Origin of the sequence: Burkholderia arboris, from assembly GCF_038723655.1 — a bacterium.
Classification (GTDB): Bacteria; Pseudomonadota; Gammaproteobacteria; order Burkholderiales; family Burkholderiaceae; genus Burkholderia; species Burkholderia arboris.
The window spans coordinates 3,523,415-3,536,281 of record NZ_CP109821.1 but is presented as its reverse complement, the minus strand read 5'-3'; the positions used below and the strand labels follow the sequence as shown (position 1 = coordinate 3,536,281).

The following is a 12,867-nucleotide window of genomic DNA, read 5'->3' as shown; positions in this document are numbered from 1 at the left end:
CGCGGCGTCGCGCACGGCCGTTCTCGTGGCAACGCATGTGCGTTCCATCTGCAAACAGACCCTAAGGTGAGCAGGCTCCGATCATGACCGGTATCGACTCCGTTGCGGCTGCGCTGCTGGCGAGCCGCCTCGACAGCCTGCTGACCGGCACCGTGTCGGCGCCCGCCGGCGGCGGCGCGACCTCGCAGGTCGGCACGCCGGGCGCCGGCGCGTCGTCCGCGCCGCCGGCCGGCAGTCCGCCCGCCGCGCCACCCGCTTCCACGCAGACCGCACTGTCCGATGTCGGGCGCGTGCTCGACGCGATCTCGCGCTCGGGCGGCGACGCGACGCCGGCGCTCGCCGGTCGTGTGCCGTTGCTGGCCGATCCGACCGTGCTGCTGACCGATACGGCCGTGCCGGCGCGCATGCCGGCCGCCTCCGGTCCGGCGGCGCCGTCCACACCGGCTTCCGCCGAGGCGTCGTCTGCCGCGGCTGCGCGCGATGCGGCCGCGCCGCCGCCGGTTATGGCGTTGCGTGCGGCGCTTGCGCAGGCCGTGAGCGAAAGCGGCCTCTTCTATGAATCCCATCTCGCGCAGTGGCTGGCCGGCCAGCGTCCGCTCGCCGCGCTGATGCGCGAACCGCAGGCGCGTCTGGCGGCCGCACTCGCGCCGGCCGACCCGGATGCCGCGTCGCACGATTCGACCGACGTGCTCGACGAACTGCTCGCACAACGCCCGCCGCTGCCGGCGTCCGCGCGGACCACCGCGCAACCGGGCACGCCGGCCCAGGCCGGCGCGCCGGCACGCGATCCCGCGCAGGCAATGCCGGCGGCCGCGCGGCAGGGCGCGTCGATGCCGCCCGACGGCGCCGATCCGCTGGGGACGCACGCCGATACGCGCTGGACGCCCGCGCGTGCCGGACTCGCGGCGGCGTCGTCCGATCCGCAGGCGCAGACGCTCGCGACCGTGCATCCGGCCGCGGTGCCGCTCGTCCGGCAGCAGCTCGATGCGCTCGCGACCGACCAGTTTCGCTGGGCCGGCGAGGCATGGCCCGGCGCGCGGCTCGACTGGACGATCGAGCCGGACGAGCCGGGCAATCGGGGGCCGCGCGGCGGCGGTGACGACGCCGGCGACGGCATCGCGTGGCGCACGCGCCTCACGTTGACACTGCCGTCGCTCGGCACGGTCGATGCCGAGCTGGTGCTGAACGGCGCGCAGCTCGTCGCGCGGCTGCGTGCGAACCACGCGGGCGCGGACCGCCTCACGCGAAACGAGGCCGCGCTGCGGCAGCGGCTCGAAGGGTCGGGGCTCAAGGTGGGCGGGCTGTCGATCCGCGCGGTCGACGACGGGCCGGACGGCTTCGACCTGTTTGCCGCGCAGGCGGCGGCCGCCGCGTATGCGCGCGGCGCGGCCGGCGGACCGGATGCGCGAGTGCCGGGCGTCGATGACGAGGTGCTGCCATGAGCATGACGTCCCGCAAGCGCGCGGCCGCGCTCGTCTACGACCCGAAAGGCGGCGATGCGGCGCCGCGCGTGGTCGCGAAGGGGTACGGCGTGCTCGCGGAGATGATCGTCGCGCGTGCGCACGACGCCGGGCTGTACGTGCATACGGCACCGGAGATGGTGTCGCTGCTGATGCAGGTCGATCTCGACGACCGGATTCCGCCGCAGCTCTACCAGGCCGTCGCGGACCTGCTCGCGTGGTTGTACGCGCTCGATCGCACCGAGCCCGAGCCCGAGCCGGGCGACGCCGCGCCGCGTTTCCCGCTGCCGCCGTTGCGCTGAACGGCCTGCTGCCGCGCGGCTGCTTGCGAAATGCTGTCTCGATCTTTCGGGATGATTTCGCTGGCATCTGCCGGCTATCGTTCGGCATCGTGCCGCAACGCAGGCGCTTCTCCCGCGATTTTTTGCTCATCGAACCTGGCGCCGCGTACCCGCCAGGATTGAGCCGGCAATAGATTTATGTAATGATATCCATTCTCATTTTCATGTTGATCGGGCGGCGCGCATGCCTTGCGCGCCGCCCGTTGTTTTGAACGAATGGATACTTTCGCGTGAACGCGCCCGAAACGATCGACCCGCCCAAGGCGGGCATGCCGCTCGCCGGCGTCACCGTGCTGCACCCGGCGGGCCGCCCGCTGAGCGACGGCGAGCTGGCTGCGCGCCGCCAGCGCTCGCGCCGCGCAACCTTCATCAAGTGGCTGCGCAAGGTGCACGGCTGGGTCGGGCTGTGGGGCGCGGTGCTCGGGCTGTTGTTCGGCGTGACGGGCGTGCTGCTGAACCACCGCGCGCCGCCGCTGAAGATTTCGACCGGCGAGCCGCAGGTCGAGGAACTGCAGATCGCGCTGCCGAGCCCGGTGCCGAAGACGCCCGCCGCGATGACGAAGTGGCTGCAGCAGGCGCTGCACTTCGACGGCAAGCCGGGGCGCATGCGCAAGGAGCCCGCGCAGGCCGTCGCGTGGGGCGACCAACGCGTGATGCAGCCGGAGCACTGGCAATTCGGCGTATTCGGCCCGCACCAGAACCTGCAGGCCGAGTACTGGGTCGGCAACGGCTACGTGTCGGTGAAGCGCACGGGCAACACGTTCCTGACGACGCTGAACAACCTGCATCGCGGTGTCGGGATGAACCTCGGCTGGGTGCTGCTGATGGACACGATCGCAGGCTCGCTGATCCTGCTGTCGCTGACGGGCGTGCTGCTGTGGACCGAGCTGAACAAGCGCCGTACGGTTGGCGTCGTGCTGGTGGTCGGTTCGGTTGCCGCTGCGCTCGCTGCCGGCCTGACCTGACCGGATCGGCGATCGCGCCGGGCTGTCACCGGCGCGCACCGTATCGGCGGCGCGCCGCCGTGGCTCAGAGTCCGCAGGCCGCGCCGCTGTTTGCCGCGATTTCGCGCGCGGCCTTCGCGCCTTCGACCTGCAGGATCGTCGGCAGCGACACGTGGTTCTTCGCGGCGGTGATCTCGGCAAGGATCGAGATCGCGATTTCCGGTGGCGTCCGGCTGCCGATGTAGATGCCGGCCGGCCCGTGCAGCCGGCCCAGTTCCGCTTCGTTCAGGTCGAATTCGCGCAGCCGCTCGCGCCGCGCCGCGTTGTTGCGCCGCGAGCCGAGCGCGCCCACGTAGAACGCGGGCGTCTTCAGCGCCTCCATCAGCGCGAGATCGTCGAGCTTCGGATCGTGCGTCAGCGCGATCACCGCCGAACGCGCGTCGAGCTTCATGTCGAGCACCGTATCGTCGGGCATCGTGCGCACGACGCGCGTGCCCGGCACGTCCCACGCATCCGTGTATTCCTCGCGCGGATCGCACACCGTCACCTGGTAGTCGAGCCCGACCGCGATCTGGCACAGATAGCGCGACAGCTGGCCGGCGCCGATCACGAGCATCCGGTAGCGCGGCCCGTGGATCGACACGAGCCGTTCGCCGTCGAAGGCGAGCCCGTCGGTCGCCTGCGCGGGCGACAGCGACGCACGGCCGGTCGCGAGCGTCATCGTGCGCGTGACGAGGCGGCCGGCCTCGACTTCCGCGCACAGCCCGGCAATCCCGCTGTCGCGCGTGAGCGGCTCGAGCACGAGCTGGATCGTGCCGCCGCAAGGCAGCCCGAAGCGGTGCGCTTCCTCGGCCGTCACGCCGTACTTGAGCGCTTCCGGGCGCGCGTCGGCCGCGATGCCGCTCGCGTGCACGCGGGCGATCAGGTCGTCCTCGATGCAGCCGCCGGACACGGAGCCGACCACCAGGCCGTCCTCGCGCACCGCGAGCATCGCGCCTTCGGGGCGCGGCGACGAGCCCCACGTCTTCACGACCGTCACGAGCAGGACGCGGCGTCCTTCTTCGAGCCAGCGCGCGCTGGATTTCAGTACATCGAGATCGACGCTTTCCATCATCTTTTCCTGTTGCCGGACGGCCCGCTGCCCGGGACCGTCGTTCGATGGCGGGATTATGAACCGCGCGGCGCTTGCGTGCAGGCAGTGCGGTGGCGCGTGCGGGCAAATCCGGAGGATCGGGCAAGACATCGCGACGATCGGATAGCGATCGCTCGCGGGAGCGGCGCAGCGGCCGGTTCGGGGGAGGGGGGCCGCACGGGGCCGGTGGCGGCCCCGTGCGGTGGGCGTCGCGACGCGCGGCCTGCGCGCGCCGCGACGGCGCTCAGTGCGCGTCGTGGTGACCGTGCGCGAGCTTCGAGTGGTGACGCGAGTACAGGAAGTAGATCACGAGACCGATCACGAGCCAGATGCCGAATGCGGCCCACGTGACGGGCTGCAGGTTCAGCATCAGGAACAGGCACGCCGCGACCGCGAGGATCGGCACCACGGGCACGCCCGGGCAGCGGAACGCGCGCGGCAGATCGGGGTGCGTGCGGCGCAGCACGAGTACCGCGATCGACACCATCGAGAACGCCGCGAGCGTGCCGATGTTGATCAGCTCGGCGAGCACGTTGAGCGGCACGAGCGCGGCGATCAGCCCGAAGAACAGGCCGACGAGCCAGGTCGTCAGGAACGGCGTCGCGTAGCGCGGGTGCACGCGCGACAGCATCGACGGCAGCAGCCCGTCGCGCGACATCGCGAAGATCACGCGGGTCTGGCCGTAGCTCATCACGAGGATCACGGTCAGCATGCCGAGCACGGCGCCGAGATCGATGAAGCCGGCGACCCACTTCTCGCCGGCCACCTGCAGCGCGTACGAGATCGGGTGCGAGATGTTCGCGTACTGGGCTGCCGGCACGATGCCGGTCGCGACTGCGGCGACCGTCACGTACAGCACCGCGCACACCGCGAGCGACGCGATGATGCCGATCGGCAAATCGCGTTTCGGGTTCTTCACTTCCTCGGCCGCCGACGACACCGCGTCGAAGCCGATGAACGCGAAGAACATCACGGCCGCCGCGCCGAACACGCCGTTCCAGCCGTGCGGCATGAACGGCTTCCAGTTCGCGGGCGTCACGTGGAACAGGCCGACCGCGATCACGAGCAGCACGACCGACACCTTGATGAACACCATGATGTTGTTGATGCGGGTCGATTCGCGGATGCCGATCGACAGCAGCGTCGTGATCACGATCATCACGAGGAACGCGGGCAGGTTGAACCACGTGACGACGCCCGGCACCGCGCCGGGCGCGGCCGTCAGCACGGTCGGCAACGACAGCCCGAAGCCCTGCAGCAGCGACTGCAGGTAGCCCGACCAGCCGACCGACACGGCCGACGACGCGAGGCCGTACTCGAGCATCAGGTCCCAGCCGATGATCCACGCGACGAGCTCGCCGAGCGTTGCGTACGAATACGTGTAGATCGAGCCGGCAACGGGGATCGTCGACGCGAATTCCGCGTACGACAGCGCCGCGAGGCCGCATGCGATCGCGGCGATCACGAACGACAGCATCAGGGCGGGGCCGGCTTGCACGGCGCCGGTGCCGGTCAGCACGAAGATGCCGGTGCCGATGATCGCGCCGATGCCGAGGAAGGTGAGGTCGATCGCGCCGAGCGCTTTCTTGAGCCCGGCGGCGTGCGCGCCGGCGATCATGCGATCGACGTTTTTCTTGCGGAAGAGAGACATTGCGGATGAATCGCCAGCGCGCGCAGGCGCGGGGGCGCTGACTGAGTGAAAACCCGTAATTTTAGCCGATTTGACGAACAAGACCCGCTGCGGCGCAGCGGCGCGCCGCGGAATCGTCCGATAAAACAAGCGCTTGCGCGCAAAAAACGGGCGGCGGTTGAAGGCGACGCGGCGTGTGCCGCGTCATGGAATCGGACGAATCCGATGGAGCAGGTGAATCCGGCGGAACAGGCGGATCGGGCGGATCAGGCGCCGGCGGTGGGCGCCATGTCGACGAGCCGGTTGCTCATCACGTAGAACGTGAGTTCCGCGTTGTTCGACAGCCGCATCTTCTCGAGCAGCCGCGACCGGTACACGCTCACCGTCTTCACGGACAGCGACAGCGTGTTCGCGATGTCGGTGAGCCGCTTGCCCGACGCGAGCATGCAGAGCGTCTGGTATTCGCGGTCGGACAGCTTCTCGTGCGGCAGCGGCTCGTTCTCGAACGACACGTATTCGGCGAGCGCCTCGGCCATCGCGGGGCTCACGTACTTGCGGCCGGCCGCGACCTGCTGGATCGCGCCGATCATCTGCGCGGCGTTGACCGTCTTCGACAGGTAGCCGGCCGCGCCGGCCTTCAGCGCGCGCACCGCGTACTGGTCCTCGCGGTACATCGAGAACATCAGCACCGGCGTGCGCGACAGCTTGCGCTTGAGGCGCTTGAGCACCTCGATGCCGTTCGTGTCGGGCAGCGAGATGTCGAGCAGGATCACGTCGAATTCCTGCTTGTCGACGGCGGCCATTGCGTCGCCGCCGGTTTCGGCCTCGGTCACGTCGCGTGCGACGCCGCGGTCGATCAGCAACTGGCGGATCCCTTGCCGGACGATCGCGTGATCGTCCACGAGCAGGATGTTCAGGCTCATGGCGACCTCACGAAAGCGACGCGCGGCGGGCCGCGACGGGCACCGCGAGCAGCGAATCCCACGCGAAGCGCGCGGTGACGCGCGTGCCGTGGCCGGCATCCGGCGTGGCCGTGTCGAAGCTGCCGCCGAACGCCTCGCAGCGGGCGCGCATGCCCGCGAGGCCATAGCCGCTGCGGCGGTTCCGGGAGAAACCGGTCCCATCGTCGGCGACAATCAGTGACAGATGCGTGCCGTCGGTGACGATCCGTACGTCGACCGACGTTGCGCGTGCGTGCTTCGCGACGTTCGACAGCGCTTCCTGCGCGACACGGAACACCGCGAGCGCGCTGGCGCCGGCGATCTGCGTCAGGCGCGCGTCGGCTGCGCACACGAAGCTCGTGCGCAGGCCCGTGCGGGCCGCATGGGTGTCGATCCACGACGACAGCGCGCCGATCACGCCTGCGTCGAGCGCCGGCGTGTCGCGTTCGTCGATGAGCCGGCGATTCGCGTCGGTGGCGGCGTCGAGCGCCTGCTGCGCCAGCTCCAGCGCGCGCAGGCAGCCGTCCGGCGCATCGGCCGGCAGCCACGTTTGAACGTTTGCGAGCGCGAAACGCGCAGCGGTCAATTCGGCGCCGAGTCCGTCGTGCAGCTCGCCGGCCAGGTGGCGGCGGGCCGCTTCGTCGGCGGCGAGCAGTTGGGCGGAAAGTGCCGCGATCCGCGCGGCGGAGGCGTCGCGTTTCGACGCTGCGCCGGCGATGGGCGGAGTAACGGCGCCGCTGTGCACGAGCTGCCGCGGCGGGAACGGGGCGTGGGCGCTCGAGGGCGCGTTAAGCGACGTATCCATGACTCTCCCTGCTGTCAGAAAGCGGTTCAGACACCGGCTGGCTGCGTGGATCGGCTGCCGTTTTGACGACGGTTGCCGCCAGAGAATCGCTCCATGCCGAGGTAACAAAAGTTACGTCTTGTAACACTTGCATCCGACCCTTCCACTCTCATTCAAACGGCAACCACGCGCGGCGAATAATATCTCAAAATTTCCGAAAAGGTCATGTCGGGCGGACATTTAAGGGTAAATGTGAATAATCGGAATGAACCTGTTGTAGGAAAAACACTGACACCCGAACACCGGACGATGCCGTATCCAAATGTAACTATTTGAGATGGGATGGTCCCAGTTTGTTACGAATTCGCCAAGTAGGGATGAAAAAAAACCGGAGCTTTTGCTCCGGTTCTTGATGCGGCACAAATTTCGGGGGCGGATCAGTCCACGAAGGCGCGCTCGATCACGTAGTGGCCCGGTGCGCTGTTCTTGCCTTCGACGAGGCCGGCCTGCTTCAGCAGGTCGGTCGTGTCCTTCAGCATCGCGGTGCTGCCGCACAGCATCACGCGGTCGTTTTCCGGCGAGAACGGCGGGACGTCGAGATCCGTGAACAGCTTGCCCGTCGCGATCAGGTCGGTGATCCGGCCTTCGTTGTCGAACGCTTCGCGCGTGACCGTCGGGTAGTAGACGAGCTTTTCCTTGATGATGTCGCCCAGGTACTCGTGGCCCGGCAGGTCGTGCTTGATGAAGTCCATGTACGCGAGCTCGCCCTTCAGGCGGCACGTGTGCGTCAGGATCACCTTGTCGAAGCGGTCGTAGATCTCCGGATCGCGGATGATCGACATGAACGGCGCGAGGCCCGTGCCCGTCGACAGCATCCACAGCGTCTTGCCCGGCAGCAGGTTGTCGGCGACCAGCGTGCCCGTCGGCTTCTTGCCGATCAGCACGGTGTCGCCGACCTTCAGGTGCTGCAGGCGCGACGTCAGCGGGCCGTTCTGGACCTTGATGCTGAAGAATTCGAGATGCTCTTCGTAGTTCGGGCTGACGATCGAGTAGGCGCGCGCGAGCGGCTTGCCGTCGACCTCGAGGCCGACCATCGTGAATTCGCCGTTGTTGAAGCGCAGGCTCGCCTCACGGGTGCAGGTGAAGCTGAACAGCGTGTCGGTCCAGTGATGGACGGATTGGACGGTGGCGGTGTCGTATTTGCTCATGGCTTTGAAAACGGACGCGCGTAGCGAACGCGTGTATCGGGCCCAAAAACGGGCAAAAAAACCGAGTGCGACGGCCCGATCACGGATCGGCCGGCCGGCGCGTCGGACACGCGCCTTCTCGATGACAGACGTTTGAGGAACTCGTTATTTTACCCTGTTGACGCGGATCGCGGGCTTGACCCCCGCGGCTGCGCGGATTTGGCGCAACAAATTCTTTCGACGAGCTTTCAGCGATCGGCCGCGAGTTTCGCGCCGAGACCGACGAGCGCGACGCCGCACAGCGCGTCGAGCGGGCGTCGCACGCGACGGTAGCCGCGCTGCGCGCGCGGGCTCGCGAACAGATACGCGACACACGAATACCAGCCGGCCGACAGCACGCCGATCGTCACCAGCACCGCGCCGTTGAACCACAGCGGCACGTGCGCGGGCAGCATCGCCGCGAACACGCTGGTCCAGAACGCGCACGATTTCGGGTTCGTCAGGCACGTGAAGAGGCCGCTGCGATAGGCGCGCAGGTAGTCGCGCGCGTGCGGCGCGGCCAGCGGCGCGGTGGTGTCCGGCGCGTCGGCCGGCGCCGCGTCGCGGCGCACGCCCGAGCGCAGCAGCTTGAAGCCGAAATACACGAGATACACGGCGCCGCCGATCCGGATCGCCTCGTACAGCCATTCGACCTGGTGCAGCACGGCCGCGAGGCCGAGCATCGCGAGCGTCGCCCACGCGACCGACGCGGTACCGACACCGAGCGCCGATGCGGCGCCCAGGCTGCGCCGGCCGGCGAGCGACAGTTGCGAAATCATGAAGAAATTCGGGCCAGGCGTGATTGCCGCGACGAGGTAGACGACGGCGATTTGCAGCAGGATCGGCAGGTAGGTCATGGTGGCGCGGCCCGGCGACGGGGCGCTGGCGGAATGGGCAAGCCGTTACTGTAGCGCGCGCCGCGCAACCGTGCTCCCGTGGCGCGCGACCGGATTCCCGGGGCGTTACTGCGGATCGAGGCGCAGCCGCGCGATGTAGGGCAGGTGGTCCGACAGCCACGCGGCTTCGCCGGTCGGCGCGCGCCATTCGAGCGGTGTCAGGCCGCGCACGAACATCTTGTCGAGCGCGAGCGCCGGCGAGAACGCGGGGAACGTGCGGCCCGATTCGCCGAGCAGCGTCGCGACTTCGGACATCCCGATCTCGCCGAACAGCGCGACCGAATCGTTGCGCCAGTCGTTGAAGTCGCCGGCGAGCATCAGCGGGCCGTCGCCCGCGTTGCGCACGATCCAGTGCGCGATCCAGTGCATCTGGCGCAGCCGCGCGGCGCGCGTGAGCGCGAGGTGCGCGCACAGCAGCGTGACCGGGCGCGCGCCCGCGAGCGTTGCACGCGCGACGAGCAGCCCGCGCCGCTCGAAGCGGTGTGCGGAGATGTCCCAGCGGCCGCCGAGGTCGAGCGGATGCGGCGACAGGATCGCGTTGCCGTGCCGCCACGACGGCTTGAAGACGTTCGGCCCGAGCGCGATCTGCCAGTCGAGCGCATGCGCGATCTCGGTGGCCTGGCAATGCCACACGTCGTCGACCGCGTCGTCCATCTGCGCACCGAAGCCGGGTGCGAGCACGGGGCGCGGCATGCGGCGCGCCATCGCTTCCTGCAGGAAATACACGTCGGCGTGCGTCGACTGCATCCAGTTGCGCATCGCGTTCCACGCGGTGAAGCCGAGCGGCGAGCGGCCCTTGTGCAGGTTCCAGCTGACGGCGGTGATTTCGTCGGGCGCGGCGTGCGGTTCGGCGAACGGCAGGGACAGGGCGTCGGCGGACATGACGCTCAGTCCTTCGCGACGTGCGCACGCACGCGGTACACGAGATGCGGATGCTGCTCGACGAGCGTCCAGTCGGTCCAGGCGTCGCCCCCGACCGACAGGCCGGGGTGGCTCGCGACGATCTGCCGCGGCGACGCGGGCACGCACGGATCGCTGCGCGTCGCGTTTTCGTCGTCGAGCGTTTCCTGCACGTCGAGCGCGAGCGACACGGTGTTCGCGTTCGCATCGACGGTGAGCGGCGCGACCGTCACCGAGCGCGAGCGCTCGGTCGGCACGACGCGCGCGGCATTGCCGCAGCCGACCGGCACGGCGGACGGATAGCGATGGGTATCGGTGCGGGTCTGACCCACGGTGGTGTTTTGCTGGAACGTGTCGATCGTCTGACCGTCGCGCACCACCTGGATTTCCCACGCGACGACGGCCGGCGCGGGGCTCTGCGCATGAGCGGCGAGCGCGACGCTCGCAAGCAGGACGGCCAGGCCGTGTTTCAGCATGAAACGTCTCCGGAAACGCGGGATAGCGGGGAACGGACGCACATCTTACGCCCGATCGATTTCGATCGCGATGTGACAGGACGCGGCACGACAGGTTCGCCGCACGATGCGTTCCTGTTCGAAAGGTAGGGCCGCGCCGTGCGTTTTCAAGCGAAAAAGCGCGCGAACTCGGCCACCGGCGCGCGCTCGGTGACGAGGCGGTTCTCGATCGCGTCCGGGTCGGCATGGCCGAGCGACATGCCGCAGACGAATTGTTCGTGGGGCGGAATGCCGAGGTGGTCGGCGACGATCCGGTGAAACGGCACGAACGCGGCCTGCGGGCAGGTGTCGAGCCCGCGGGCGCGCGCGGCCGTCATCACGCCTTGCAGGAACATCCCGCAATCGAGCCAGGCCCCGTGCGTCATGATGCGGTCGAGCGTGAAGAACAGCGCGACCGGCGCGTCGAAGAAACGGAAGTTGCGCGCGTGCTGCGCGTGCATGCGCGCCTTCTCGTCGCGGCCGATGTTCAACAGCCCGTACAGGTCCCAGCCGACCTTGCGGCGCCGGTCGATATACGGCGACACCCATTCGCGCGGGTAGTAGTCGTATTCGGCGACGTATTTCTCGTCGCGCGCAGGGTCGTCGTGGGCCGCGGTGAGCGCGGCGGCGAGCGCATCGCGCGTCGCGCCCGTCGCGACGTACACGCGCCACGGCTGGATGTTGGTGCCCGACGGTGCGCGGCTCGCGGCTTCGAGGATCGCCTCGAGCGTGTCGCGCGGCACGGGCGTCGGCAGGAATGCGCGGACTGCGCGGCGCGACGTGAGCGCCGCGTCGACGGCGCCGATCGCGTCGGCATCGACGCGCGGAGAAGCAGTGGGGACGGACATCTGCGTACCTTCGGGGCGGCGTGCCGTGCGCCGCGCGGGCGCCGTCGTCAGGGCCGGCGCGGCGGGTGGAGGAACCAACGATCATACGCTGCGGCGCGCAGCCGTGCAGCGCGCGCGGAGTGTTAGCAGCAGACTCGCACGGCTGCTTGCTTGCACGGGGATGCGGGACCGCTACACTGAAATCGTAAGGGTCTGATGGATGTGTGACGGCAAGTGCAGCGAGGTTGGTATGACGACGGCGATGGTGAAACAGGAACTGGCGGTGGCGTCCTTCAGCACGGTGTACGACCTCGAGCAGGTCGAGACCGCGCTGAGCGACCTGAACGAGAGCGCGAGCGACGCACTGCGCGCGACCTACGAGCGGATGCTCAAGACGGGGAATCTGCGCTTCTGCGTGAAGCCGAACCGGATGCCGTCGTTCGATGAACTCGGCGAAGCGTTGCCGAATTTCGGCGAGCCGCTCGACGACGTGCGCAAGCAGGTCGCGCTGTGCCTCGAGACGGACGACCGGCTCGAGCTGATGCCGATCCTGCTGCTCGGGCCGCCCGGGATCGGCAAGACGCATTTCGCGAAGGCGCTCGCGCAACTGCTCGGCACCGCGTATCACTACGTGCCGATGAGTTCGCTGACGGCCGGCTGGATCCTGTCGGGCGCGTCGTCGCAATGGAAGAACGCGAAGCCCGGCAAGGTGTTCGAGGCGCTCGTGAACGGCAGCTACGCGAACCCGGTGATCGCGGTCGACGAGATCGACAAGGCCGGCAGCGATGCGCAATACGATCCGCTCGGTGCGCTGTATGCGTTGCTCGAGCACGACACCGCGCGCGCGTTCGTCGACGAATTCGCGGAAGTGCCGATCGATGCGGGCAACGTGATCTGGATCGCGACCGCGAATGACGCGCAGGCGATTCCGGAGCCGCTGCTCAACCGGATGAACGTGTACGAGATCGCGCCGCCCGATGCGGCCGGCGCGCGCCGGATCGCGCAGACGATCTACGACGAGATCCGCACGTCGCATGCGTGGGGGCGGCGCTTCCCCGATACGCTCGGCGACGATGCGCTCGACGTGCTGGCCGCGACGCCGCCGCGCACGATGCGCCGTGCGCTGCTGCACGCGTTCGGCGCCGCGCGGCTCGACGGCCGCGATGCGATCGGCCCGCAGGACATTCGCGCCGACGAGGGGGCCGCGAAGCGGCGGCCGATCGGCTTCTGACGCGGCCCGCGCGCGCACGGCTGCGGCGTGCGCGCGTGGTTGAGCGTGGCGTGCGTGGCGC

Annotated in this window: 13 protein-coding genes; 4 read left to right on the top strand and 9 right to left on the bottom strand. The window is 69.0% G+C overall.

Annotated elements, in window-relative coordinates; all coding sequences use genetic code 11:
• Window positions 1-83: 83 nt before the first annotated feature.
• From OHZ10_RS16575 to OHZ10_RS16565, 3 genes are all read left to right on the top strand, one after another.
• A complete protein-coding gene (locus OHZ10_RS16575; RefSeq protein ID WP_342703099.1) occupies window positions 84-1,442 on the top strand; it encodes a flagellar hook-length control protein FliK in 1,359 nt (452 codons plus the stop codon).
• Complete coding sequence (locus OHZ10_RS16570; protein ID WP_059232949.1) at window positions 1,439-1,762, top strand: EscU/YscU/HrcU family type III secretion system export apparatus switch protein; 324 nt, start codon at window positions 1,439-1,441, stop codon at window positions 1,760-1,762. Before OHZ10_RS16575 ends, OHZ10_RS16570 begins: the two co-directional genes overlap by 4 nt.
• Before the next feature lie 269 nt (window positions 1,763-2,031).
• On the top strand, window positions 2,032-2,766 hold the full coding sequence (locus tag OHZ10_RS16565; protein WP_059232950.1) for a PepSY-associated TM helix domain-containing protein: 735 nt from the start codon (window positions 2,032-2,034) through the stop codon (window positions 2,764-2,766).
• 64 nt (window positions 2,767-2,830) lie between these two features.
• Here the strand turns inward: OHZ10_RS16565 and OHZ10_RS16560 are convergent, their stop codons facing one another.
• From OHZ10_RS16560 to OHZ10_RS16520, 9 genes are all read right to left on the bottom strand, one after another.
• Entirely contained in the window at window positions 2,831-3,856 is a 1,026-nt protein-coding gene (locus OHZ10_RS16560; protein WP_059232951.1) for an XdhC family protein, read from the bottom strand.
• Between the two features lie 265 nt (window positions 3,857-4,121).
• Complete coding sequence (locus OHZ10_RS16555; RefSeq protein WP_059232952.1) at window positions 4,122-5,528, bottom strand: amino acid permease; 1,407 nt, start codon at window positions 5,526-5,528, stop codon at window positions 4,122-4,124.
• 245 nt (window positions 5,529-5,773) lie between these two features.
• Window positions 5,774-6,430 (bottom strand): response regulator transcription factor RqpR, encoded by a 657-nt coding sequence (gene rqpR, locus OHZ10_RS16550; RefSeq protein ID WP_059232953.1) that lies wholly within the window; start codon window positions 6,428-6,430, stop codon window positions 5,774-5,776.
• A 7-nt stretch (window positions 6,431-6,437) separates the two neighbouring features.
• Window positions 6,438-7,253 carry a quorum system sensor histidine kinase RqpS gene (gene rqpS, locus OHZ10_RS16545; protein ID WP_059232954.1) on the bottom strand — a complete coding sequence of 272 codons (816 nt, stop codon included), beginning with the start codon at window positions 7,251-7,253 and terminating at the stop codon, window positions 6,438-6,440.
• Window positions 7,254-7,669: 416 nt separating this feature from the next.
• Window positions 7,670-8,440 carry a ferredoxin--NADP reductase gene (locus tag OHZ10_RS16540; protein WP_059232955.1) on the bottom strand — a complete coding sequence of 257 codons (771 nt, stop codon included), beginning with the start codon at window positions 8,438-8,440 and terminating at the stop codon, window positions 7,670-7,672.
• 227 nt (window positions 8,441-8,667) lie between these two features.
• Complete coding sequence (locus OHZ10_RS16535) at window positions 8,668-9,315, bottom strand: LysE family translocator (protein ID WP_059232956.1); 648 nt, start codon at window positions 9,313-9,315, stop codon at window positions 8,668-8,670.
• A 105-nt stretch (window positions 9,316-9,420) separates the two neighbouring features.
• Window positions 9,421-10,236, bottom strand: a complete 816-nt coding sequence (locus tag OHZ10_RS16530; protein WP_174994161.1) for an endonuclease/exonuclease/phosphatase family protein — start codon at window positions 10,234-10,236, stop codon at window positions 9,421-9,423.
• A gap of 5 nt (window positions 10,237-10,241) precedes the next feature.
• Complete coding sequence (locus OHZ10_RS16525) at window positions 10,242-10,730, bottom strand: hypothetical protein (protein ID WP_256085344.1); 489 nt, start codon at window positions 10,728-10,730, stop codon at window positions 10,242-10,244.
• Between the two features lie 146 nt (window positions 10,731-10,876).
• Window positions 10,877-11,596: a nitroreductase gene (locus OHZ10_RS16520; RefSeq protein ID WP_059232958.1), complete on the bottom strand. Its 720-nt coding sequence runs from the start codon at window positions 11,594-11,596 to the stop codon at window positions 10,877-10,879.
• Between the two features lie 229 nt (window positions 11,597-11,825).
• Here OHZ10_RS16520 and OHZ10_RS16515 point away from each other — a divergent pair, with 229 nt between their 5' ends.
• Entirely contained in the window at window positions 11,826-12,806 is a 981-nt protein-coding gene (locus tag OHZ10_RS16515) for an AAA family ATPase (protein WP_174994163.1), read from the top strand.
• Window positions 12,807-12,867 lie beyond the last annotated feature (61 nt).

Excerpts from the sequence above, each read along its gene's own strand:
- OHZ10_RS16575 (WP_342703099.1), top strand. The coding sequence starts at position 84 with ATGACCGGTATCGACTCCGTTGCGGCTGCGCTGCTGGCGAGCCGCCTC.
- OHZ10_RS16570 (WP_059232949.1), top strand. The coding sequence starts at position 1,439 with ATGAGCATGACGTCCCGCAAGCGCGCGGCCGCGCTCGTCTACGACCCG.
- OHZ10_RS16560 (WP_059232951.1), bottom strand. The coding sequence starts at position 3,856 with ATGGAAAGCGTCGATCTCGATGTACTGAAATCCAGCGCGCGCTGGCTC.
- OHZ10_RS16555 (WP_059232952.1), bottom strand. The coding sequence starts at position 5,528 with ATGTCTCTCTTCCGCAAGAAAAACGTCGATCGCATGATCGCCGGCGCG.
- rqpR (WP_059232953.1), bottom strand. The coding sequence starts at position 6,430 with ATGAGCCTGAACATCCTGCTCGTGGACGATCACGCGATCGTCCGGCAA.
- rqpS (WP_059232954.1), bottom strand. The coding sequence starts at position 7,253 with ATGGATACGTCGCTTAACGCGCCCTCGAGCGCCCACGCCCCGTTCCCG.
- OHZ10_RS16540 (WP_059232955.1), bottom strand. The coding sequence starts at position 8,440 with ATGAGCAAATACGACACCGCCACCGTCCAATCCGTCCATCACTGGACC.
- OHZ10_RS16535 (WP_059232956.1), bottom strand. The coding sequence starts at position 9,315 with ATGACCTACCTGCCGATCCTGCTGCAAATCGCCGTCGTCTACCTCGTC.
- OHZ10_RS16530 (WP_174994161.1), bottom strand. The coding sequence starts at position 10,236 with ATGTCCGCCGACGCCCTGTCCCTGCCGTTCGCCGAACCGCACGCCGCG.
- OHZ10_RS16525 (WP_256085344.1), bottom strand. The coding sequence starts at position 10,730 with ATGCTGAAACACGGCCTGGCCGTCCTGCTTGCGAGCGTCGCGCTCGCC.
- OHZ10_RS16520 (WP_059232958.1), bottom strand. The coding sequence starts at position 11,596 with ATGTCCGTCCCCACTGCTTCTCCGCGCGTCGATGCCGACGCGATCGGC.
- OHZ10_RS16515 (WP_174994163.1), top strand. The coding sequence starts at position 11,826 with ATGACGACGGCGATGGTGAAACAGGAACTGGCGGTGGCGTCCTTCAGC.